At 73.5% G+C, this 22,420-nt stretch carries 20 protein-coding genes and 1 pseudogene; 9 read left to right on the top strand and 12 right to left on the bottom strand.

Annotation, left to right across the window (positions count from 1 at the left end):
- Nucleotides 1-9: 9 nt before the first annotated feature.
- From lpxK to ACLBXO_RS10760, 3 genes are read right to left on the bottom strand one after another with little or no spacing between them, the layout of a single operon-like run.
- Nucleotides 10-990: a tetraacyldisaccharide 4'-kinase gene (lpxK, locus tag ACLBXO_RS10770; protein ID WP_447685370.1), complete on the bottom strand. Its 981-nt coding sequence runs from the start codon at nucleotides 988-990 to the stop codon at nucleotides 10-12.
- The gene (locus ACLBXO_RS10765) at nucleotides 990-2,321 is read right to left on the bottom strand and encodes a 3-deoxy-D-manno-octulosonic acid transferase (protein ID WP_447685369.1); all 1,332 of its coding nucleotides are present in this window, start codon (nucleotides 2,319-2,321) and stop codon (nucleotides 990-992) included. Before ACLBXO_RS10765 ends, lpxK begins: the two co-directional genes overlap by 1 nt.
- Nucleotides 2,318-3,103: a lysophospholipid acyltransferase family protein gene (locus ACLBXO_RS10760; protein WP_447685368.1), complete on the bottom strand. Its 786-nt coding sequence runs from the start codon at nucleotides 3,101-3,103 to the stop codon at nucleotides 2,318-2,320. Before ACLBXO_RS10760 ends, ACLBXO_RS10765 begins: the two co-directional genes overlap by 4 nt.
- A 271-nt stretch (nucleotides 3,104-3,374) precedes the next feature.
- On the opposite strand from ACLBXO_RS10760, the pseudogene ACLBXO_RS10755 reads away from it, so the two are divergent.
- Together ACLBXO_RS10755 and ACLBXO_RS10750 are read left to right on the top strand one after the other, a co-directional pair.
- A pseudogene (locus ACLBXO_RS10755) lies at nucleotides 3,375-3,890 on the top strand (VIT1/CCC1 transporter family protein); the annotation flags it as partial.
- A 61-nt stretch (nucleotides 3,891-3,951) separates the two neighbouring features.
- Nucleotides 3,952-4,875 (top strand): metallophosphoesterase family protein, encoded by a 924-nt coding sequence (locus tag ACLBXO_RS10750; protein ID WP_447685367.1) that lies wholly within the window; start codon nucleotides 3,952-3,954, stop codon nucleotides 4,873-4,875.
- 63 nt (nucleotides 4,876-4,938) lie between these two features.
- Here ACLBXO_RS10750 and ACLBXO_RS10745 read toward each other — a convergent pair whose 3' ends face one another.
- Nucleotides 4,939-5,100, bottom strand: a complete 162-nt coding sequence (locus ACLBXO_RS10745; RefSeq protein WP_012317896.1) for a hypothetical protein — start codon at nucleotides 5,098-5,100, stop codon at nucleotides 4,939-4,941.
- A 317-nt stretch (nucleotides 5,101-5,417) separates the two neighbouring features.
- On the opposite strand from ACLBXO_RS10745, the gene ACLBXO_RS10740 reads away from it, so the two are divergent.
- The gene (locus ACLBXO_RS10740; RefSeq protein ID WP_447685366.1) at nucleotides 5,418-6,812 is read left to right on the top strand and encodes an amidase family protein; all 1,395 of its coding nucleotides are present in this window, start codon (nucleotides 5,418-5,420) and stop codon (nucleotides 6,810-6,812) included.
- A gap of 60 nt (nucleotides 6,813-6,872) precedes the next feature.
- Here the strand turns inward: ACLBXO_RS10740 and ACLBXO_RS10735 are convergent, their stop codons facing one another.
- The 4 genes from ACLBXO_RS10735 to ACLBXO_RS10720 are packed head-to-tail and all read right to left on the bottom strand — an operon-like array spanning nucleotide 6,873 to nucleotide 13,462.
- Nucleotides 6,873-8,063 (bottom strand): M20/M25/M40 family metallo-hydrolase, encoded by a 1,191-nt coding sequence (locus ACLBXO_RS10735; RefSeq protein WP_447685365.1) that lies wholly within the window; start codon nucleotides 8,061-8,063, stop codon nucleotides 6,873-6,875.
- Nucleotides 8,060-9,532 (bottom strand): M81 family metallopeptidase, encoded by a 1,473-nt coding sequence (locus tag ACLBXO_RS10730; RefSeq protein ID WP_331313868.1) that lies wholly within the window; start codon nucleotides 9,530-9,532, stop codon nucleotides 8,060-8,062. Before ACLBXO_RS10730 ends, ACLBXO_RS10735 begins: the two co-directional genes overlap by 4 nt.
- A gap of 31 nt (nucleotides 9,533-9,563) precedes the next feature.
- The gene (locus ACLBXO_RS10725; protein WP_447685364.1) at nucleotides 9,564-11,921 is read right to left on the bottom strand and encodes a penicillin acylase family protein; all 2,358 of its coding nucleotides are present in this window, start codon (nucleotides 11,919-11,921) and stop codon (nucleotides 9,564-9,566) included.
- A complete protein-coding gene (locus tag ACLBXO_RS10720) occupies nucleotides 11,918-13,462 on the bottom strand; it encodes an acetolactate synthase large subunit (protein ID WP_447685426.1) in 1,545 nt (514 codons plus the stop codon). The genes ACLBXO_RS10725 and ACLBXO_RS10720 overlap by 4 nt, the downstream gene beginning before the upstream one ends.
- 209 nt (nucleotides 13,463-13,671) lie before the next feature.
- Here ACLBXO_RS10720 and ACLBXO_RS10715 point away from each other — a divergent pair, with 209 nt between their 5' ends.
- Both ACLBXO_RS10715 and ACLBXO_RS10710 read left to right on the top strand, forming a co-directional pair.
- Nucleotides 13,672-15,273 carry an ABC transporter substrate-binding protein gene (locus ACLBXO_RS10715; protein ID WP_447685363.1) on the top strand — a complete coding sequence of 534 codons (1,602 nt, stop codon included), beginning with the start codon at nucleotides 13,672-13,674 and terminating at the stop codon, nucleotides 15,271-15,273.
- A 4-nt stretch (nucleotides 15,274-15,277) separates the two neighbouring features.
- The gene (locus tag ACLBXO_RS10710; RefSeq protein WP_331313870.1) at nucleotides 15,278-16,669 is read left to right on the top strand and encodes an amidase; all 1,392 of its coding nucleotides are present in this window, start codon (nucleotides 15,278-15,280) and stop codon (nucleotides 16,667-16,669) included.
- Nucleotides 16,670-16,772: 103 nt separating this feature from the next.
- Here ACLBXO_RS10710 and ACLBXO_RS10705 read toward each other — a convergent pair whose 3' ends face one another.
- Both ACLBXO_RS10705 and ACLBXO_RS10700 read right to left on the bottom strand, forming a co-directional pair.
- Nucleotides 16,773-17,060, bottom strand: a complete 288-nt coding sequence (locus ACLBXO_RS10705; protein WP_447685362.1) for a hypothetical protein — start codon at nucleotides 17,058-17,060, stop codon at nucleotides 16,773-16,775.
- 212 nt (nucleotides 17,061-17,272) lie between these two features.
- Nucleotides 17,273-17,977, bottom strand: coding sequence for a sigma-70 family RNA polymerase sigma factor (locus ACLBXO_RS10700; RefSeq protein ID WP_331313872.1), 705 nt, complete (start codon nucleotides 17,975-17,977; stop codon nucleotides 17,273-17,275).
- Nucleotides 17,978-18,179: 202 nt separating this feature from the next.
- On the opposite strand from ACLBXO_RS10700, the gene nthA reads away from it, so the two are divergent.
- Genes nthA through ACLBXO_RS10685 form a run of 3 tightly spaced genes read left to right on the top strand, consistent with a single transcriptional unit; the run spans nucleotide 18,180 to nucleotide 19,848 of the window.
- On the top strand, nucleotides 18,180-18,872 hold the full coding sequence (nthA, locus tag ACLBXO_RS10695) for a nitrile hydratase subunit alpha (protein ID WP_331313873.1): 693 nt from the start codon (nucleotides 18,180-18,182) through the stop codon (nucleotides 18,870-18,872).
- Entirely contained in the window at nucleotides 18,869-19,528 is a 660-nt protein-coding gene (gene nthB, locus ACLBXO_RS10690) for a nitrile hydratase subunit beta (RefSeq protein WP_447685361.1), read from the top strand. The genes nthA and nthB overlap by 4 nt, the downstream gene beginning before the upstream one ends.
- Entirely contained in the window at nucleotides 19,525-19,848 is a 324-nt protein-coding gene (locus ACLBXO_RS10685; protein ID WP_331313874.1) for a nitrile hydratase accessory protein, read from the top strand. The genes nthB and ACLBXO_RS10685 overlap by 4 nt, the downstream gene beginning before the upstream one ends.
- Here the strand turns inward: ACLBXO_RS10685 and ACLBXO_RS10680 are convergent.
- Nucleotides 19,836-20,711, bottom strand: a complete 876-nt coding sequence (locus tag ACLBXO_RS10680) for an MBL fold metallo-hydrolase (protein WP_447685360.1) — start codon at nucleotides 20,709-20,711, stop codon at nucleotides 19,836-19,838. The genes ACLBXO_RS10685 and ACLBXO_RS10680 overlap by 13 nt on opposite strands.
- Nucleotides 20,712-20,901: 190 nt before the next feature.
- Nucleotides 20,902-21,912, bottom strand: a complete 1,011-nt coding sequence (locus ACLBXO_RS10675) for an SDR family oxidoreductase (RefSeq protein ID WP_331313876.1) — start codon at nucleotides 21,910-21,912, stop codon at nucleotides 20,902-20,904.
- Between the two features lie 190 nt (nucleotides 21,913-22,102).
- Here ACLBXO_RS10675 and ACLBXO_RS10670 point away from each other — a divergent pair, with 190 nt between their 5' ends.
- Entirely contained in the window at nucleotides 22,103-22,372 is a 270-nt protein-coding gene (locus ACLBXO_RS10670) for a hypothetical protein (protein ID WP_331313877.1), read from the top strand.
- Nucleotides 22,373-22,420 lie beyond the last annotated feature (48 nt).

The raw sequence follows: 22,420 nt of genomic DNA, 5'->3' as shown, positions 1-22,420 counted from the left end.
CACCGACGGTCACGGGGCGGCGAGCGCGCCGCGGATCTGCCGGCGCAGGGCGTCCGCGTCGTCGAACGCGAGGCGGACGCGCAGCACCCGCACGCCCGCCGCGAAGGCTTGCGGCAGGCGCACCGCGTCCTTCTCGGTGGTCACGAGCTCCGCGTCGAGGCGCCGGGCCGCCTCGGACAGCGCCGTCAGCGCGCGCGCCCGGTAGGGATGGTGGTCCGGGTAGGAGCGCGTCCCGACGATCACCGCCCCCGCCTCGGCCAGGGTCGCGAAGAACTTCTCCGGGCGGCCGATCCCCGCGAAGGCGAGGCAGCGGCGGCCGGCCAGATCGTCCGTCTCCCGGACGAGGCGCGCCCTGTGGACCGGCAGGCCGCGCCGCTCGGCGGCCCGGGCGACCGCGTCGCCCCCGGCCCCGTCGCCGATCACGATCAGGCCAGCGACGTGCGGCCATTGCCGGGCGAGCGGCGCGCGCAGCGGACCCGCCGGGAACGGCAGGCCGTTGCCGAGACCGGCGGGTCCGTCGACCACAGCGAGGCTGAGGTCCTTGGCGAGGCTCGGGTTCTGGAGGCCGTCATCCATCACGATGACGTCGGCGCCGAGGCTCCGGCACAGGGCGGCCCCGGCCGGGCGGTCGTGGGCGACGACCGCGGGCGCGAGGCGGGCGAGGAGCAGCGGCTCGTCACCGACATCGGCGGCGGCGTGGTGCGCGGGATCGACTCGCACCGGTCCCGCGAGCCGGCCGCCGTATCCGCGCGACAGGAAGGCCGGCGCGGCGCCGAGTCCGGCGACGAGGCCCGCGACCGCCAGGGCGGCCGGCGTCTTGCCGGCACCGCCGAGGGTGAAGTTGCCCAGGCACAGGACCGGGCAGCCGGCCCGCGCGCCGGGGCGGTCCATCCGCCGCGCCGCGAGCGCCCCGTAGGCCGCGCCGACCGGCGCCAGCGCCCGCGCGGCTGGGCGATCCGGCCCCGCGGCCCAGAAGGCCGGCGGCCGCATCAGGCCCGCGCGAGCGGGCGCGCGGGGCTGCCGCGGTCGAGGCGCTGGAGCTTCGTCTGCGCCACGAACGGGTCGAGGACCGCGAGCGTGCGCGCCACCGCCCCCTCGAACGGCTCCAGGGCGCGCTGCCCGGCGCGGGCCATGTCGGAGAGGCGCGCCCGGTCACCGAGGAGTTCGGCGGCGACCGCCGCCAGCTCGACGCCGTCGCGCACCGGCATCGCGCCGCCGGCGCGGTCCAGGGCCCGGTAGATCACGCCGAAATTCTCGGTGTGCGGCCCGTGCAGCACCGCCGAATCGAGGCGCAGGGGCTCGATCGGGTTCTGGCCGCCCCGCGGAACGAGGGAACCGCCGAGGAACACCAGGGGGCTGAGGCGGTAGAACAGCCCCAGCTCGCCGATCGTGTCGGCGACGTAGACCTCGATCGAGGGATGGGGGCGACCGCCGCTGGACCGCCGCGCGCTGCGCAGGCCGACGGCGTTCGCGCAGGCGACGGCCTCGCTTCCCCGGGCCGGGTGGCGCGGGGCGACGATTGTCAGGAGCTGGGGGAACTGCGCCTTCAGCATCGCGTGCGCGTAGGCGACCATGGCCTCCTCGCCGGGATGCGTGCTCGCCGCGACCCAGACCGGCCGGCCCGCCATCATCGATCCCAGATAGGCGAGCTGCTGCGCGTCGGCCGGCGGCACCGAGGCGTCGAATTTCAGGTTGCCGGCGATGCTCACGCGCGGCGCGCCGAGCTTGGCGAAGCGCTCGCCGTCCTCCTGGGTCTGCGCGAGGCAGATCGCGATCCGCGACAGGAGCGCCTTGGCGGTGCGCGGGCAGCGCTCCCAGCCCCGGAACGAGCGCTCCGACATGCGCCCGTTGACCAGGATCAGCGGGATCTCGCGCTCGTCGAGCGCCAGGATCGTGTTCGGCCAGATCTCCGACTCGGCGATCACCGCGAGGTCCGGCTGCCAATGATCGAGGAAGCGCCCGACCCAGCGCGGCGCGTCCAGGGGCATGTACTGGTGCACCGCGCCCGGGGGCAGCCGGCCGCCGACCAGCTCGGCGGCCGCGCGCGTGCCCGTGGTGACGAGGACCGAGAAGCCGCGGGCGATCATGCCCTCGACGAGCCCGATCAACGACAGGGCCTCGCCCACGCTCGCGCCGTGCATCCAGGCCAGCGGCCCGACCGGCCGCGCTCGCCCGGGCAGGCCCCGCCGCTCCGGGAGCCGGCGCGGATCCTCCTTGCCGCGCTGCGCGCGCCACGCGAGCAGACCGGTCAGCGCCGGCTCGCCGATGCGCAGGCCGGCCCGGTAGGCCTGCAGCGGCAGGGTCACGGACGGGCGCCTCACGCGAGGTCTCCCACCGGCGCGCGCGCCGTCTCGGGGAGGGGGTCGCGGTAGAGCGCGGCCCGGTCGGCGCGCCCGACGAGCGCGTAGGCACGGGCGTGGACCCGGTTCATCTCGGCCTCGACGAAGCGGCGGAGCGTCTCGAACGCCTCGCCCTCGCTGTCCCGCGGGACGTAGATCGGGTCGCCCAGCACGATCGCGCCGCGGCCGAAGGGCAGCCCGAGGCAGGCCCGGTCCCACGAGTTGAAGCGCAGGTGCCGGCTCGTCACCACGGCCGCCGGGACGATCGGCCGGCCGGAGAAGCGCGCGAGGGTGAGGATCCCGGCGTCGCATCGGCGCGAGACCTTGGGCACGTCGGCGCTGAAGGCCACGGATTCGCCGGCCTTCAGGGCCCGCAGCATGGCCCGCAGGCCCTCCGCGCCACCCTTGGCGCGCTGATCGGTGGCGCGCCCGCGGCCGCGGGCGCCGGAGGCCCGCATCACCCGCACGCCGAGGTGCTCCAGCGCGATCGTGTTGATGTTGCCGTCCGGATTCTTAGAGATGATCGTGGCGACCCGATCGCCCGGCCTGCGCATGAAGGGCATCATGATGTGCTGCCCGTGCCACATGCCGGCGATGAGCGGCAGTTGCGCGTCGATCCACCCGTCCGCGGCGCCCGCGGACACCTCGCCCGCCCGGATCTCGAAGCGGTTGGTGAGGCGCACCAGCCGGAGATAGGCCGCCGCGAGTCGGCCGAGAAGGCGCTGAAGGGGCGGGCTGCGGAGGAGACGCTTACCGAGGCTCATGTCACGCTTGGGTCGGGCCGGCGCGCCGCCGCCCGAGGAGTTCCGGACCGAATCCGACCGCGCATGGTCTAGCCCCCGCTCCGGAGACGAGACAATCGGCCTCGCCCACAACCACACGGATAGGCCGCCGGGACGGGCCGCCCTTCCGCCGCCGCGGATGCTCCCGCGGCGCGGCGAAAACACGGCGGCGCCTCTTGTTTAGATCAATTCCAGACTGTAGATTGGAATTGGTCAAAAGAAGGAGACTCGCATGGCCGCCGTCCTCGACAGCGCCGCAGAACTGCACGCCGAAGCCCGCCGCACCTTCGTGCTGCGCTACGTGCAGCCTGGCCTCGCCGGCCTGATCGACGGCTCGGTCTCGACCCTCGCGCCGATCTTCGCGGCGGCGTTCGCCACGGGTCACAACGGCGCGACCTTCCTGGTGGGGCTCGCGGCCTCGGTCGGCGCCGGCATCAGCATGGGGTTCACGGAGGCCCTGTCGGACGACGGCGCGGTCACCGGCCGCGGCGATCCGTGGATGCGCGGCCTGGTCTGCGGGGCGATGACGACCCTCGGCGGCCTCGGCCACACGCTGCCCTACGCGATCCCCGACACCCTCCCGGCCGGCTGGCCGAACCCGTTCGTCCTGGCCACCAGCCTCGCGGTCCTGGTGGTGATCGTGGAACTCGCGGTCATCGCGGCGATCCGCACGCGCTTCATGGCGACGCCGTTCTGGCGCGCGGCCCTGCAGGTCATGCTCGGCGGCGCGCTCGTGCTCGTCGTCGGGATGCTGATCGGAAGCGCTTGACGGGACGCGCCGCGCCCGCGATGCGGGACGCCTCTCCCGGTCTCGAGGGTGCCCACCGGCGTTGACCTTCCGCCTCGCCCATCTCAGCGATCCGCATGTCGGCCCCCTCGGGCCGGTGCGTTTCCGCCAGCTCATCGGCAAGCGCGCCACCGGTTACGCCAACTGGCGGCGGGGGCGCTCGCGCAGTCACGACATGACCGTGCTGGAGGCCCTGGTCACCGACCTGAAGGCGCAGGGGGCCGCGCACGTCGCCTGCACGGGCGACCTGTGCAACATCGGCCTGCCCAGCGAGTGGGAGACCGCCCGCACCTTCCTGGAGGCCCTGGGGTCCCCCGACGCGGTGAGCTTCGTGCCGGGCAACCACGACGCCTACGTCCGCGGCTCCCTGGAGGGCCTGCTCGCCGCCTGCGGCCGCTACACGGGGGACGATTCGGGCTCCTGGGGCCATTTCCCGTACCTGCGGCGGCGGGGTCCCCTGGCCCTGGTCGGCCTGTCCAGCGCGATCCCGACGAAGCCCTTCGTGGCGACCGGCCGCCTCGGCGCGTCGCAGCTGGCCGCGGCCGAGACCCTGCTCCGCGCCCTGGCCACCGAGCCTGGCCGGCCGTTCCGGGTGGTGATGATCCACCATCCGCCGCAGCCCGGCGGCGCCTCGCCGGGGCGCGAGCTCAAGGACGCAGCGGCGTTCACCGCGATGATCGGACGGGCCGGCGCGGACCTGATCCTGCACGGTCACAATCACGTCACCAGCACCGCCCGGATCGCGGGGCCGGACGGGCGGACCGTTCCGGTCATCGGGGCGCCCTCCGCGTCGGCGCGCGCGGACGGCCACGGGGCGATCGCGTCGCGCCGGGCCTCCTACCTGCTCTACGAGATCGGCCGGGCGGACCAGGGCTTCACGGTCGCGGCCCGTCGGCGCGGCCTCGACGCGTCGGGCGCCGTGGGCGACCTCGGCACGCTGGACCTCGACGCGCCGAACCGCGCCTGAGGGCGTGAGCCGGCACGGCCGCGACGACGGCGGCGCCGGCCCGGTGTACGGCGACGATGCGGTTCAGATGCCGGCGACCGCGAGGTCGGCGCGCTGCTGTCGGCTGAGACTTGCTTCGTAGCGCTCGGCCTGGAGGCGGGTGAGACCGCATATCAACGCGAGTGTCCCGCGATACACGGTATAGGTGCCGTCGTGAGTCGGCCTGACGCGAATCACCTCTGCCATGGGAGCCTGCCTTATGCTGGAGGGTGCCTGCTTTCGTCTGAGGAAGTCGTCCCTTCTCACTGGTTTGGCCGGTCGAACGCGCGAACGAGGGCGAGGTTATCAGTCGTTCCCAGGGTGGCAAGGGTCGTATACGTCGAAATGCTTAGGCGCTTCCGCTGCAGCGCGGCAAAGCCTTGGCCGGGCTCGCGATCCGCGGATGCGCAAAAAAGCGGCCGCCGTCTTGCATTTTGAATATGCTGCGCGGGCCGGCCGGGAGCCGCCCGGGCGGTGCGAATCGTAGGATGGATCCCGCCCGTCCGGGCGCGAAAGGAACACCCATGCAGCTCTGGCGTCTGACGGCGACCGACCTCGCGGCCCGGATCCGCTCCGGCCAGGTCTCGGCCCGGGAGGTGGCGCGGGACGCCCTCGACCGGCTCGACGCCGTCAACGGGCGGATCAACGCCGTGGTCGAGCACCGCCCCGAGGACGTGCTGGCGCAGGCGGACGCGGTGGACGCCGCCCGGGCGCGGGGCGAGGCCCCCGGTCCGCTGGCGGGCGTGCCGGTCACCGTCAAGGTCAACGCCGACCAGCGCGGCTTCGCGACGACGAACGGCCTGCGCCTCCAGCGCGACCTCGTGGCGACGGACGACAATCCGGTCGTCGCCAACCTGCGCCGGGCCGGCGCCGTGCTGCTCGGGCGGACCAACACGCCGGCCTTCTCGCTGCGCTGGTTCACCACCAACCAGCTCCACGGCGACACCAGGAATCCCCGCGACCCGGCGCTGACGCCCGGCGGCTCGTCGGGGGGCGCCGGCGCCGCGGTGGCGGCCGGGATCGGGGCGATCGCGCACGGCACAGACATCGCCGGCTCGGTGCGCTACCCGGCCTACGCCTGCGGCGTGCACGGGCTGCGCCCGAGCCTGGGCCGGATCCCGGCCTGGAACGCGTCCTCGCCCGAGCGCGGCATCGGCCCCCAGCTGATGGCGGTCTCCGGTCCGCTCGCCCGCAGCATCGCCGACCTGCGCGTCGGCCTCGAGGTCATGGCGGCACCCGACCCGCGCGACCCGTGGTGGGTGCCGGCGCCGCTGGACGGCCCGCCGGTCGCGCGCAAGGTCGCCCTCTGCGTGCGGCCCGGGGGTCTCGCCACAGCACCGGAGGTCGAGGCCGCGCTGCGCGAGGCCGCGCGGCGCCTCGGCGAGGCCGGGTGGGAAGTCACGGAGATCGCCGACACCCCGCCGATCCGGGAGGCGAGCGAGCTGCAGCTCCAGCTCTGGCTCGGCGACGGCTACGCGGCGGTCCGGGCCGCGGCGGAGCGGGAAGGGGATCCGGCGGCGATCGGTCTCCTGGAGAGCTTCCGGCCGCGGGCCGAGGCGATGGCGCCCGATTCCATCGCCCGGGCGCTGACCCGCCGGGCGACGCTGGCGCGGGACTGGGCGGTGTTCCTCGCCGAGACCCCGGTGCTGCTCGTCCCGGTCTCGGGCGAGCTGCCCTTCCCGGACGGTCTCGACCGGACCGGCGATGCCGGGATCGCCCGGGCCTTCGAGGCGAACCTGCTGCAGGTCGGGCTGGCGCCGATCGGCGTCCCGGCGCTCACGGTGACGACCGGCCTCGTCGGGCGCACGCCCGTCGGGGTGCAACTGGTCGCCGCCCGCTACCGGGAGGACCTCTGCCTCGCGGCCGGGGCGGCGATCGAGGCCGGCGGCGTGCCGGAGATGCCGGTCGATCCGGCCTGAGGCGGATCCGTGTCGACCGGGCCCGAACCGTGGCCGCGCCCGAGAGCGGCGCGGCCGGGCTCAGGCCCGGCCGGCGGCGCCGAGATGGGCCAGCAGGGCCGCGAACAGCCGGGCCCGCTGCGGCAGGGTCTCGATCAGCACGTGCTCCTCCAGGGTGTGGTAGCCCTGGCCGAGCGGCCCGAGCCCGTCGAGGGTCGGGATGCCGTTGGCGCCGGTGAAGTTGCCGTCCGAGCCGCCGCCGGCGCTGCGATGGGGCAGGGGCTGGCCAAGCGCCTCGCTCAGCGCGCGCGCCCGCTCGTAGAGCGCCATGCAGCCCGCATCCGGCTCCCAGACGGGCCGGGTCACGCCGCGCGTCACGGTGAAGCGGACGCCGTCCTCCTCGCCCGACAGGGCCAGCATCCGCTCGACGCCGCGGTCGAGGTCGGCCTGCCGCTTGGCCATGCTGAGCGCCTGCCCGCGGCAGACGGTCGGGACGCAGTTCACCCACTGCCCGCCCGAGACGATCCCGGTCGAGACGGTGCAGTCGGCATCCGACAGCGCGTCGATGGCGAGGATCTTCCGCGCCATCGCGCGGATCGCCGAGCGCCCCTCGTGGGGCGAGGCGCCGGCGTGGCTCGGGCGGCCCAGGGCCTCGAGGTCGAAGCGGGCGATGGCGTAGCGCCCGGTGACCACCCCGTTCCCGGGCTGGCCGGGTTCGGGCACCAGCACGACGGCGTGGCGGGCGGCCTCCGCCTCGATCAGGTCGCGGGTGGAGGGGCTGCCGACCTCCTCGTCGCCGGTGAACAGGACGGTCACCGGCAGCGGCGTCCCGATCCCGGCCGCCGCCAGCGCGCGGATCGCCGCCAGCGCGATGACGTTGCCGCCCTTCATGTCGAGGATGCCGGGACCGTAGGCGCGGTCGCCCTCGATCCGCCAGGGCAGGCTCCCGAGGGTGCCGACCGGGTGCACCGTGTCGAGGTGGCCGAGCACCAGGATGCCGGGGGCGCCGCGATCCGGGTGCGGGAACCGGGCGCGGACGCAGTCGCTGAGACCCATGCGGCCCGGGATCGTCTCGACGGTCGCCCCGAGGAGGGCGAGGTCGCGGGCGGCGACGCCCATCATGCGGTTGACCGCCGCCGCGTCGTGGGTCGGGCTCTCGCACAGGACCCAGGGCTGCAGGGTCGCGAGGATGTCGCGCGCGTCGAAGGGCAGGTCCTGGATCGTCTCCGGGATCGTCTCCGGGATCGTCTCCGGGATCGTCTCCGGGATCATCGGGCTCTCTCCTCGACGAACGGATCGGCGACGCGCGGCCAGTAGAGGCCGGACCGCTTGGTGTAGGGGATCGCGCCGTAATCCGGGGGCACGGCGCCGGGCGCCGCGACGTAGCGGACCTCGCTCGCGATCGGCGCGAAGGCGGCGTAGAAGTGCTGCATCGACTTCACCACGACGATCCGCTTGTCGTCGAGGCTCAGGCCGAGGCCCGTGAACGCGTCGGGCGCGAAGGCCTGCTGGCGCTTGTGGGTCAGCACCACGTGGATCCCGTCCGCCTCCACCCAGGCCGCGGGGCCGAGATGGGCCCGGCCGCCGCTGAGGCCGGTCTGGCTGTGGTCGTCCGAGAGGCCGCGGACCGTGACGCGCAGGTCCACCGGGTTCCCGGAGGTCACGCCGCACTTGCCGCCGATCCGGAGGGTGAAGGTCGCCCCGAGGCCGGCCTCGTGGCAGATGCCGACGGCGCCGGGATCCCAGATCAGGCCGAGCGCCACGTCCGCGATGCCCCGCTCGGCGAGGCGGGCGAGGATCGCGGTGTTGTCGGAGGGCGCGCCCGCGCCGGCATTGTCGGCGAAGTCGGCGAGCACCATCGGGCGCGGGTCGCCGGAGGCGAGCGCCCGGTCGATGGCCGCGTCGATCGTGTCGCAGTGGCTCGCCGCCTCCTCGCGCATCGCCCAGACGGCACCGGCCAGCTCGTCGGCCAGCGCCTGCGCCTTGCCGGCATCGCCGTCGGCCACGACCAGCATCTTGGCGCCGACATCGGCCACGTCGCCCCAGGGGAAGCCGTGCCCGAAGGAGACCGACAGGATGCCGTCGCGCCCCTCCAACGCCTCCATGCGGCGGACGAAGCCAGCGACCGGCTCGCGGCTGGTGCGCCACATGTTGACGATCCGGCAGTCGGCGTAGGCCATCACCGGCCGGATGTCCTTCGCCACGGTCCGGACGACCAGCGGGTACAGGTCGCGGGCGCGGTCGACGATGTCGGTGTGCGGGTATTCCTTGTAGATCACGATGACGTCGGCGCTGGCCCGCATCGTCTCGGTGAGGTGGCAGTGGAGGTCGAGCTCGACGCCGATCGTTGCCTCCGGGCCGACGATGGCGCGGACCCGCTCCAGGGTGTCGCCCTCGCAGTCGTCGTACCCCTCGGCCACCATGGCGCCGTGCATGAACAGCAGCACCGCGTCGACCGGCATCGCGGCCTCCAGGTCCGCCAGCAGGGCGTCGCGCAGCTCCTCGTAGACGCCCCGCAGGGTGATCCCGCCGGGCTGCGCGAAGGTCGAGAGGCTCTCGACGACCGCGTGCCCGTCCGCCTCGGCCAGCGCGCGCCAGGCCTTGAGGCCGATATTGCTGAGGCTCGGCGGGTTCCGGCTGCCGTCCCGGCGGGCGAAGTCGGCGTGGAACGCCGACCGTCCGGTGGGCAGCGGCGCGAAGGTGTTGGTCTCGGTGGCGAGGCCGGCGATGAAGATCTTCAAGGTCCTGTCCCAATCCGTCCCGGCCGCCGGGTCAGGCGGGGCTCGGGGTCAGCGTGATGAGCGTCTCGGTCGCCGCGTCCACGGCCGCGCGGCCGTAGAGCATCGGCACGTAGTCCTGGCGCCCCCAGACCGGGGCCAGGTCGGCGTAGTGCGGACTGCCCGGGTTCCCCGACTGGCCCGGCACGTTGATGAAGACCGAGCGGTCCCAGTCGCCCACGTCCACGACCATGCGGAACGAGGCGCCGTGGGTGAGCCGGAACGTGTCGGTCCGGTACTCCGCGTGCATGACCGATGCCGCGGCGCCGCCCACGGGCAGCGGGCCGACATCCCAGCCGGATCCGGGCGCCAGGGCCGTCAGCGGGTGCTTGAACAGCGCGTGGTGCAGCCGCCCCCAGGACCAGTCCGCGGGGTCGCTGCCCATCCGGTCCCGGCAGGTGCGAAGGCCGGCGCCGAGGGCGTCGGTGAGCAGGGACGCGCGCGTCGCCGGGTCGAGACCGGTCTCCAGCCGCTCGATCAGGCTCTGCGTATCGCCGGGCGGGAGGAGGCGGCGCGTCCCGGCATCGGGCACGAGCGCCGCGAGCAGGGCCGGGCGGAGGTGCCGGACCCAGACCACCTCGATGAGGGCGGCCGCCGCGGAGCCGTGGTGCAGCGCGCCGTCGAACGCGGCCAGCGCGGTCCGGGCCGCGGCGGCGTCGGGATCGAGCGCCGCCGGCAGGGCCCGCACCAGGTCGGCCAGCCGCCGGGCCGGCTCGGAGACGACGTCGCCCTGGAGTGCCCGCGAATCCGCGAAGCTGTGCCGGTCCTGCCCGCCGAGGACCGCCCGGATGCGGCGGGCGCGCCACGGCTCGGCCCACTCGAACCCGACCCTCCGGTCCTCCACGGGATAGTCCGGCGGCAGGTTCATCTCGTTGGCGGTGGCGAGCCAGCCCGCTTCCGGATCGACGCTCCGGGGCAGTGCGGCGGGATCTTGGAAGCCGGCCCAGTCGTAGCGGCCGTCGCCCGGCACCGGCAGCAGGCCGTCATGGCCGGGCCGCACCGGCGCCTTGCCGGCCATGAACCACGCGATCCGCCCCGCCGTGTCGGCGTAGAGCTGGTTCACCGAGGGCGCCGACCAGTGGCGCAGGGCCTCGCCGAAGGCCTCGGGCGTCGTGGCGCCGAGATAGGCGAGGCTGCCGAGATAGGCGGCAGCGCCGGCCTCCGACCACACGGTCCGCAGCGCGAAGGCGCGGCCCCCGTCCTCGCGGAGGACAGGCCCGTGCCGGGTGAAGCCGAGGATCACGGTCTCGTCCGGCCCGCCGCGCACCGGGATCCGCTCCGCGACGCGCGCGATCGGGGCCCAGCCGTCGCCGGAACGGTAGCGGTCGGGATCGGCCGGGTCGATCGCGCAGACGAACAGGTCCTCCTGATCGATCGGCGCGATGGTGAGGCTGAACGCGGCCCGGCCGTTATGGCCGATGGAGATGCCGGGCAGGGCCGGCTCGCCCGCCCCGATCACGTCGAGCCCCGGCGCGGTGAGGTGGACGGCGTAGCGCAGCGAGGGCTGCAGGTAGACCCGGTGCGGGTCGCTCGCCAGGATCGGCCGCCCGGTGGCGGTGCGGGACGGCCCGACAACCCAGTTGTTCGAGCCCTCGGCCGGCTCCTTCGCCGCGCCGCGGGGGCCGCGCGTGACGGTCCCGTGCGCGTCGACCTTCGACCAGTCCCAGGCCTCCGCGCGGGACGCCGCCATCCGCTCGGGGCTGAACCCGACCGGCGCCGTGGCCAGCCGGAAGGCGTCGAGGAGGTCGTCCGGCCAGTCGGCCGCGTCGAGGCCGTCGGGGATGACCGGGTCGTGCGGCGGGCTGATCCGCTTGCGCAGGTCGTCCGCGGCCAGCCCGTCCGCCGGGCTCCGGCCGCGGGCGAGGACCCGCGCGCGGGCGACCTCGGACAGGACGTTGCGGATCAGCGCGTGGCTGCGGATGCGCACCACGTCCTCCGGCTGCCACAGGGCCGGGCGCGTGTCCGTCACGGCGAATTCCGGCGGGCGCAGGTCGGGCCGCGCCTCGGTGAGCGCGACGAACGCGTTGATCCCCGCCACGAAGGCGGTGACGATGGCCCGCGTGTCCTGCGGCCCGTAGGCCGCCCACTCGGCCGCCATGTCGCCGCGGTAGAGGAACAGCCGGGCGGCCCGGTCCTGCGCGAGGTAGCCCGGCCCGAAATCCGCCGCCAGCAGGCCGAGGCCCCGCTTGCGCCACAGGTCGAGCTGCCAGAGCCGGTCCCGCGCCGCGTTGAACCCCTGCGCCCGGAAGGCGTCGAGCGCGCTGCCGGCACGGATATGCGCCAGTCCCCAGCGGTCGACGCGGATCTCCGCCGGCCCGTCGAGGCCGGGGAGGGCGTACGTCGCCCCGCTCACAGAGCCACTTCGATGAGGTGCGGTCCCTTGTTGGCCAGCCCGTGCTGGAACGCCTCGATGAAGTCGGGCAGGGTCTCGACCCGCCGCCCGGCGACGCCGAAGCCTCGGGCGAGGCTCACCCAATCGACGGCCGGATCGTCGAGGCTCAGCATGCCGAGCGCCTTCGGGCCGGGATTGAGCGCGCCGACATTGGTGAGTTCCGCCCGCAGGATCGCGTAGGAGCGGTTCGACCAGACGAGCGTCACCACGTCGAGCTGCTCGCGGGCCTGGGTCCAGAGCGCCTGCACCGTGTAGAGCCCGCTGCCATCGGCCTGCAGGTTGATGACCTTGCGGTCGGGGCAGGCCACGGCGGCGCCGGTCGCCATCGGGATGCCGAGGCCGATCGAGCCGCCGCTGAGCTGGAGCCAGGTGTGGGGCGCCGCGTCCCGGGTGAGGGCGAAGAAGTTGCGGCCCGTGGTAATCGACTCGTCGCAGATCACCGCGCCCTCCGGGATCAGCGCGCCGAGCACCTGCCCGATCGTGTCCTGGTCGAGGGGGCCGGAGGTCGGGAGCTTCGGCCGCGGCCCGACGGCGACCGGCTCGGCCGGCGGGGCCGCGACCGCCTCGGCGAGCCGCTCGAGGGCGTCGATCTGGTCCTCCTCGGGCGTGGCCAGCGTGATCGTGGTGCTGCCCTCCGGCGCCAGCAGGCTCGGCTTGCCCGGATAGGCGAAGAACCCCACCGGCGGGGTCGCGCCGATCAGGATGATGTGGCGGAAGTCCTTGAGCGCCGCGATGCCCTGGTCGATCGGGTAGGGGAGGCGCTCGATCGGCACGGTGCCGGCGCCGCGGTCGATCCGGGCGTTGGAGGTCATCGCCATCAGCCGGGCGCCGGTCTTGCGGGCGATCCGGTCGGCGAGAACCCGGCCCTCGCCGCGCACGGCCCGGTCGCCGAGATGCAGGAGCACCGGCTCGCCGCTCCGCAGGGCCGTCACGGCCGCCGCGACCGCGTCGTCGCTCGCCCGATCGCGCTCGGGGATCGGCGGCACCGGCGCGGGCCCGGCGCCGGGATCCCAGGCGGTGTTGGCCGGCAGGATCAGGGTCGCGACCTGACCGGGGGCGGTCCGGGCGGCCGCGATGGCGGCGGCGCCGTCGGAGCCGATCTCGGTCGCGCTCATGCCCGTCCGCACCCAGGAGGACATCGGATGGGCCAGCCCCTCGATGTCCGAGGTGAGCGGCGCGTTGTACTCGCGGTGGTAGGTCGCGTGCTCGCCGACGATGTTGACGACGGGGGTGCGCGCCTTCTTGGCGTTGTGGAGGTTGGCCAGCCCGTTGGCGAGGCCGGGCCCGAGATGCAGCAGGGTCGAGGCCGGCTTGTCGGCCATGCGCGCGTAGCCGTCAGCGGCGCCGGTCGCCCCGCCCTCGAATAGGAACAGGACGCAGCGCATGCCCTCGACCCGGTCGAGGGCGGCGACGAAGTGCATCTCGGAGGTGCCGGGATTGGTGAAGCAGACCTCGACCCCGCCCTCCACCAGGGTCCGGACCAAGCTCTCGGCCCCGTTCATGGCGCGCGGCGTCTCGTCGGTCACGGGCGTCTCCTTCACGGGCCGGCCGTCCCGGCTGGCGACTCGCATTTTTTATTATCGTGGCGCAGCCGGCGCCACGCGCAAGGGGCGACGCCCGGCATCTTCTGTTCGCCGGACGCAGGGACTAAGCCTGAGCGTGGCGCGGGAATTGCGCCCGGCGCGCCGCAACTTCGACGATTGGGATCCGGATGACATTTCGCCGCCTGATTGCCGCCGCCCTGGCGGGTACCGTGGCCCTGACGGGGCCGGCCAGCGCCGAGAGCGTCCTGCGCATCGCCATGACGGCGAGCGACATCCCCACCACGACGGGCATGCCCAACAACGGCTTCGAGGGGATGCGCTTCCTCGGCTACCCGATCTTCGAGGGGCTGGTGCAGTGGGACCTCAGGAGCACCACCAAGCTCGCCGGCATCGTCCCGGCGCTGGCCGAGCGCTGGGAGCAGGATCCGAACGACAAGGCGGTCTGGACCTTCCACCTGCGCCAGGGCGTGACGTTCCACGACGGGACGCCGTTCAACGCCGACGCGGTGATCTGGAACCTCGACCGCTACTTCAAGAACGACAGCCCGCAATTCGAGCCGCAGGGCGCCGGCATCTCCCGGGCCCGGGCGCCGCTGGTCGGGAGCTACAGGAAAGTCGACGATTCGACCGTGCAGATCACCACCACCCAGGTCGCCTCCTACTTCCCCTACATGGTGGTCTACCTGCTCTTCACCTCGCCCGCCTCCTTCGAGAAGGCCGGGCGTGACTGGAGCAAGGTCGCGGCCCTGCCGGCGGCCGGGACGGGTCCGTTCAGGATCACCCGCGTCGCCCCGCGGGAGGCGGTCGATCTCGCCAGGTTCGACGGGTACTGGGATCCGAACCGGATGGCCAAGGTCGACAAGGTCCGGCTGCTGCCGATCCCGGAGGCCAATGCCCGCGTCGCGGCGCTGCGGGCCGGCCAGGTCGACTGGATCGAGGTGCCGGCGCCCGACGCGATCCCGTCGCTGAAGCAGGCGGGCTTCACCATCACCACGGGCTCGTACCCGCATGTCTGGCCCTACATCTACAACATGGGCGCCAAGGACAGCCCGCTGAAGGATGTCCGCGTCCGGCAGGGCCTGAACTACTGCATCGACCGCGCCGGCATCGTCGAGCTCCTCAACGGCACCGCCGAGCCGGCCTCCGGATGGCTCAACGACAAGGATCCGAATTTCGGCGCGCCGAAGAACCGCTACACGTTCGACGCCGCCAAGGGGAAGGCGCTGCTCGCCGAGGCCGGCTACACCGACAAGAAGCCCCTGAGCCTCAAGGTGATGATCTCGTCCTCGGGCTCCGGCCAGATGCTGCCGATGCCGATGAACGAGTATCTCCAGGAGAATCTGAAGCAGGCCTGCAACGTCGATCTGAGCTTCAACGTGGTCGAGTGGCAGGTGCTGCTGAATTCCAGCCGGGCGCTGCCGGATGCGCCGAGCCTCCAGGGCGCGATGGCGCTCAACGTCTCCTCGCCCTCCTCGGATGCCGCCGTGATGGCGCGCTACTTCGCGGGGGACCGGTTCCCGCCGGCCGGCTTCAACTTCCCCAACTGGAAGGACGATCAGTTCGACGCGGCCCTCAAGGCGCTGGCCGAGACAACCGACGCGAAGGTGATCGACGCCCAGACCAAGGTCGCCCACGAGCGCCTCGTGGACAATCCGCCCTGGCTGTTCGTCGTCCACGATCTCAATCCCCGCGGGATGTCCAAGAAGGTCCGGGGTTTCGTCTCGCCGCAATCCTGGTTCGTCGACCTCACCCTCGTCAGCGTGCAGTAACCCCATGTCCGACATCGATCCCGTACACGCCTCCGCGGCCGAGCTCGCTCGGGCGATCCAGGCGCGGACCCTCTCGCCGGTCGAGGCCGTCGACGCCCTCCTCGGGCGGATCGACCGCCTGGAGCCGAAGCTCCGGGCCTTCACGGAGGTCTTCGCCGCCGACGCCCGCCTCGCCGCCGAGGGGGCAGACCGGGCGATCCGGTCGGGCCACGCCGTCGGGCCGCTCCACGGCGTTCCCGTCGTGCTCAAGGACCTGATCGACCTGGAGGGCCGGATCACCATGGGCGGCTCGGCCGCCCACCGGGCGCGCCGGGCCGAGCGCACCGCGACGATCGCCCGGCGCCTCATCGGTCAGGGCATGATCGTGCTCGGCAAGACCCACACGGTCGAGTTCGCCTACGGCGGCTGGGGCACGAACCAGCATCTCGGCACGCCGTGGAATCCCTGGGATCCGGAGACGCCGCGCACCCCCGGCGGGTCGAGCAGCGGCACCGGCGTGTCGGTGGCGGCCCGCATGGCGCCCTGGGGCATCGGCACCGACACCGGCGGCTCGGTGCGCCTGCCGGCCTCCTTCTGCGGGCTGACCGGCCTCAAGGTGACGGTCGGGCGCGTCTCGACCTGGGGGATCGTGCCGCTCTCGATGACCCTCGACACGCCCGGGCCGCTGGCCCGCACCGTGGAGGACACCGCGCTGCTCTACGAGGCGATCTCCGGCCCCGATCCCCGCGACCCGACGACCCGCGGCGTCGCGCCGGACGCGCCCTGGCCGGCGCTGAACCGCGGGGTCCGCGGCCTGCGCCTGGGCCGGATGCCGGCCTCGGAGCGGGACGGGGTCGCCCCCGACATGCTGGCCGCCTACGACGCGGCCCTCGATCTCCTGGCCGGCCAGGGCGCCGAGATCGTCGACGTCGCCCTGCCGTTCCGCTTCAGCGACTGCGTGGCCATGAGCCAGATCACCAACGCGGAGGCCTATTTCGTCAACGGGGCCCTCGCGGAGGATCCGTCCGCACAGCTCGGCGACGCCGTCCGGGCGCGGATCCTGGCCGGCGCGAACGTCTCGGCCCAGGAGTATCTCGGAACCCTCCACCGCCGGGCCGCGATGAAGCAGCAGTACGACGCCGCGCTCGCGGGCATCGACGCCCTCCTGACGCCGACCACGGAGAGCGCCGCCGTCGCGCTCGACGCCGTCGACGAGGCGCACCTGCCGTCGCGCTTCACCCGGTTCGGCAACCTGCTCGACCTCTGCGCGCTGGCGCTGCCGAACGGATTCACCGCGTCCGGGCTGCCGCTCTCGCTGCAGATCGTCTGCCGCGGCTACGAGGAGACGACGGCCCTGCGGATCGGACAGGCCTACCAGCGCGCGACCGACTGGCACCTGCGCCGGCCGCCGGCGTGAGACCGGCGGAGTCCCGGCTCCACCGGCGTCCGGCAGCGGGCCTGCCGCCGCCCGCGTGACGCAAGTTCCCGCCAACGATCCGGCGACGGGATCCACGACCCCGTCACGCCCGCCAGAAGGTCAGCAGCCACCAGACGCTCGTCAGAATGAACCAGATGAACCTCACGCTTCTGATGAGTTCGTTGATCCCGAGGTACTCCATCAGGTAGCCGACGAGGCAGGCCACGTAGATGAAGGCGATGACCGTGGCCGTGGCCGGCGTGAGGATCCCGAGTCCCCAGACGGCGGCGACGACGGCGAGGCCGAAGGCGCACAGACCGAAGGCGAGAAGGACGGGATGCGCGGCGCACCAATGCGCCAGCCGGTCGTTGTCTGCGGACAAGTCTTGCACGGGCCCACCCCGAATCGATGACTGACATCGATCATACGGGCCGCGGCTTCCGGTCTCCGTGAGGACGCGCACGGGATCGGCGGGCCCGGCGTCGGATCCACATCCTCTGCGCGGCGGCTCCGCGCGGCGGCTGCGTGCGGCGGCGCCGGGTCACCTCGCGCACGGTGCCGGAACGAGGCCGCGTCGGGCTGTACGGTACTGGGAAGGATCGATCAGCCGGCCGGAGCCTGCCCGGCCACCACGACGCCGAGCGTGTCGAGGAGCGACGACCGGGCCCGGCTCACCCGGCTCTTCACGGTGCCGACCTGGCAGCCGAGCATGACCGCGGCCTCCTCGTAGGTGTGTCCCTCGGCGCCCACCAGCAGCAGCGCCTGGCGCTGCGCCGAGGGCAGGCCGCCGAGACGCTCCCAGACGGCCTTGAGGGTGCTGGCATCCTCCTGGTCGGACGGGCTGGTCATCTGACCGGCATGCGTCCCGTCCACGTCCTCCACCTCGCGCCGCGTCTTGCGAAGGTCGGTGTAGAACTGGTTGCGCAGGATCGTGAACAGCCACGCGGTGAAGTTGGTGCCGGGCCGGAACTTCTGCTGGTTCGCCCAGGCCTTCACGAAGGTCTCCTGCACTAGGTCGTCGGCGCGGCTCACGTCACCCACGAGCGACAGGGCGAAGGTGCGCAGCGCCGGCAGGGCCTTGATGATGTCGCCGCGGAAATCGAAGGGGACGGTCTCGCCGTGCGCCGTGACCGCCGCCTCGAAGCGTAAAACCAGGGCGGCGAGCTGCGCCGGCAGGGGCTCGAGCTCGACGACCTTGAAATACTCCCGGATCGGCAGGGCGAGGTGCTGGCCGATCGAAGCGGCGTAGCCGGACCCGTCCCGGGTGCCGGCAGCTGCAACTGACCGGTCCGCAGCGTCCTCAGTCATGAACGTTTCCGCCTCCCACGCTGGTATACTGGAATCGCTCTAACGGCGGTAGCGGGGAAATTCTGAACCGATGCCAAACGCTCCCGAATATGACAGGGAATTTAGGCATGGTGACCGGGGTGACAACGCCGGCCGGGTCCGCGCCCCCGGGCTGGCGGCGACCGGCCGGCCGATGCAGAGTGCGGACAGCCAGGAGAGCGGGATGAGCCACGATCACGCGCAGCACTCGCACGACCGCGACGATCACACCCACGATCACACCCATGATCATCACGCGGATCACCACGGCAGCGACCTGTCGCCGGTCGAGGCCCGGGTGCGCGCGCTGGAATCCCTGCTCACCGAGAAGGGCTACGTCGATCCGGCGGCCCTCGATGCCCTGGTCGAGCTCTACGAGACCAAGGTCGGCCCGCACGCGGGGGCCCGCGTGGTGGCCCGGGCCTGGACCGATCCCGCCTTCCGGGCGCGGCTCCTGGCCGACGCCACGCCGGCCATCGCGGAGCTGGGGATCGGCGGCCGCGGCGGCGAGCACATGGTGGTTGTCGAGAACACGCCGGAGACCCACAATCTCGTCGTCTGCACCCTGTGCTCCTGCTACCCCTGGCCGGTGCTGGGCCTGCCCCCGGTCTGGTACAAGGCGCCGCCCTACCGGGCCCGGGCGGTGATCGACCCGCGCGGCGTGCTCGCCGAGTTCGGGGTGACGCTGCCCGAGACAACCCGCATCACCGTCTGGGACTCGACCGCCGAGACCCGCTACATGGTCCTGCCGATGCGGCCTGCCGAGACCGACGGCTTCTCCGAGGAGGCGCTCGCCGCCCTCGTGACCCGCGATTCCATGATCGGCACGGGGTTGCCCAAGGCGATGCCGGTCGCGCCCGCGGAGATGCCGGTATGAACGGGGCCCAGGATCTCGGCGGCGCGCACGGCTTCGGGCCGGTGGTGCCCGAGCCGGACGAGCCGGTCTTCCACGGCGCGTGGGAACGCCGCGTCTTCGCGCTGGCCATGGCCATGGGCTACACGGGCGCCTGGAACCTCGACGGCAGCCGGGCCAGCCGCGAATCCCTTCCGCCCGCGGAATACCTCGCGTCGAGCTACTACGAGATCTGGCTCAGGGCGCTGGAGAAGCAGGTCGTGGCCACCGGGCTGGTGACGCCGGCCGAGCTCGCGCGCGGCCGATCCGCGGAGCCGGCCAAGCCCGTCGCGCGGGTGCTCGCCCGCGAGGGCCTGGAGCAGCGCTTCCGGGCCGGCTTCCCGAGCAGCCGCGCCGCCGACGCCCCGGCCCGCTTCGCGGTGGGCGACGCCGTGCTGGCGCGCAACGCGCACCCGACCGGCCACACGCGGCTGCCCCGCTACGTCCGCGGCAAGCGCGGCCGGATCCTGCGCGTCGACGGGGTCTTCGTCTTCCCCGACACCAACGCCGACGGGTCGGGCGAGAATCCGACCTGGCTCTACACGGTCGCCTTCACGGCGCAGGCGCTGTGGGGCGAGAGCGGCGACCCGGGCGGGATCGTCACGGTGGCGGCCTTCGAACCGTACCTGGACCCCGCGTGACCGCGCCGTCGCCCAGCCCCTTCGCGGCGCCCTGGGAGGCGCAGGTCTTCGCGCTGGTGGTCTCCCTGCGCGAATCCGGGCTGTTCACGTGGTCGGAATGGGCGGACCGCCTCGGCCGGCAGATCCGGCCGGCCGAGTCTCCCGAGCAGGCGGCCGATTACGGCGCGTGGCTCGCGACGCTGGAGGCCCTGCTGGCCGAGCGCGGCGTGGCGGGACCCGAGAGCGTCGCGGCGCGGACCGACGCCTTCCTGCGGGCCGCGGAGGCGACGCCCCACGGCCAGCCGATCCGCCTGGAGAACGACCCGCTCTACCGGCCCTGAACGTTCAGGCTCTCCAGGGGGACCGGGGCCGCGTGCGACCGGCCGCTCATCAGCTGATCGAGGAGCGCCAGGACCTCGGGCCGACCGCAATTGCGGGCGGGCTCGAACGGCGTCCAGGTCTGGGCGAAGTCGAGGCGCTCGAACACGTCGCGGTAGCGGCGCAGCTCGCTCGGCGTGAGCGGGACCCCGCGCACGAAGGCCTTGTGGGCCGAGATCGTGGTGGCGCGGCGGAAATCCGCGGGGTCGAGCTCGAATTTCAGCGCGTCGCCGCAGAAGCAGATTTTTCGCCCACGGTCGTACAGGATGGCGTGGCCATCGAAATGGCCCGCGGTGCGGTGCAGCTCCAGCCCCGGCAGCGGCTCCAGAAAATCGTCGTAGGGCCAGCTCACCTGGAGCGCCGCGCTCCAGGTGAAGTCGGCCGCCGGCAGGCACAGTTCCGGGTCGAACCGGTCCTGGAGCTGCGGCAGCGCCCCGTAGGAATGCGGGTGCGAGGCCGAGAGGACCGTCATCCCGCCGAGCCGCTCGATCTGGTCGAGGGCGGCCTCGCTGAAGACCGGGCAGCCCTCGAAACCCATGTTCCCGTGCTCGGTCTGGATCAGGTAGGCGGAGGGCCCGATGCCGGAGACCGGCTCGTTCCAGAAGCGCCAGACCCCGGGCTCGAGCTCCTGCCAGTGGCAGGGGAAGGCCTCCTGCGCCGCGCGGGCGGTGCGGAAGCGCCAGCCGTCCTGCGGCACGACGTGCCGGGCGTCGAGGCACATCGGGCAGGCGGCCGGCGCCTCGAAGTGCCGCTGCCAGAACCCGCAATTGTCGCAGGTATAGGCGGGCAGCTTCAGGGCGCCCGCGAAGGGCAGATAGCCGGGCATCGTCTGGGACCTTCCTCGGGAGCGGTGCGTGCGATACGGCCCTAGTCGAACCCGCCGCCCCCGTCATCGCGAGCGCAGCGAAGCGACCCAGGGCAGAGGGTGTTCTCCGGGCGGGGCGTGACCGTGGATTGCTTCCCCCCGCTCGCAAGGACGGTGGCAGGCCTGTCGACGGGATCGGGCTCGGCAGTCGTCAGGTCCGCCCGGGCAGGCGGCGCGCCGACCGGGCGGCGTGGACGGTGCCGGCGAGGCCGACGAGGGCGAGGCCGACGAGGCCGCCGACCACGACGTCGCGGGTGCGGCTCGTGACGAACTCGGCGCGGCCCGCCTTGGTCCGGCCGGAGAAGCGCCCGTCGATCCCGGCCGGGCCGGGCACGGGGGCCTCGAGATTGCCCGCCATCTCGGGGACGGTCTCGTCGGAGAGCTGCGCCGACCACATGGAGGCGGCCTTGCGGTCGGCGAGCGCCGGCGCCAGCGCCTGGGCGGCGGCCATCATCACCGACGACCGGCCGACCCAGACCTCGCGGCGCGGGTGCTCGACCGCGTACAGGATCGCCTCGGCGCAGAGCCGCGGGTCGAAGACCGGATCCGGCGCGTACTGGCGGTGGCCGGTGCGGTTGCGCGCCCAGTTGAACTGCGGCGTGTTGACCGCCGGCAGGTAGATCACGCTGAGGCTGACATTGACCCGGTCGTGCAGCAGCTCGCAGCGCAGGGCGTCTGTGAAGCCCGAGACCGCGAACTTCGCCGCGCAGTAGGGCGCCTGCAGCGGCGCCGCCCGGATCGCGAGGCCCGAGGAGACCTGGATGATCGCGCCGCGGTCGCGCCGCTTCATGTAGCGCAGGGCCGCGAGCGTCCCGTAGACCTGGCTCAGATAGGTGGTCTCGGTCACCCGCCGGTACTCGTCCGGGGTGATTCGGTCGGCCGGATTCACCACCGTCGACATGGCGTTGTTCACCCACGCGCGGATCGGGCCGAGTTCGCGCTCGACCCGCTCGGCGGCCGCGTCCACGGCCTCCGAGTCGGCGACGTCGGCGCCGATCGCCAGCACCGGCTGGCCGTAGGCCGCGAGCGCCCGCTCGGCCGCGGCGAGACGGCCGGGATCCCGCGCGATCACCGCCACCGACCAGCCGCGCGCGGCGAAGGCGTGCGCGGTGGCGAGCCCGATTCCGGCCGTGCCCCCGGTAACGACCGCAACCCGTGCCATACCCACCTCATCCTCGAGAGACCGAACCGGCAACACGGAACGGCGCGCTCGGTTGCGCCGCCGGACCGGGCCCGAACGTCACGGGGATGCCGATCGCGATGCCGATTTCCCGGCCCGAGACGCAACGTCCGACGGTGGCCGCTGTTGACTGCCTGTACCGCGTCATGCCGAACCATCGAGGGTCGCAGCCATGCGCACTGGACGACGCTTCTCCCTGTTCTCGCTGCCGATCGATCCCTGGCCGCAGGCGTCCCTGGCCGAGCGGACCGCCGTCGGGATGGTCCTGACCGGCCTGCTGCTCGTGCCGGCCTGCGCGGTCGGGGCCGCGCTCCTCGTGTTCACGACGCTCGCGGCCCACGTGTACTGGTCCTACGATCTCGGCGCGTCCCTCCGCGCGTTCATCACCCGCCACGCCGGGGCCGCCGTCGCGCGGCGCGGCCGGCTCGTCCACAAGGCCTGACGCGCGGGCGCGGCGCGCTGGCCGGGCGGCGCCGAGCCGTGCCGGTCC

It is taken from the genome of Methylobacterium sp. C33D (assembly GCF_053345825.1).
The sequence above is the reverse complement of the archived record's forward strand: the minus strand, read 5'-3'. Positions and strand labels throughout refer to the sequence as shown.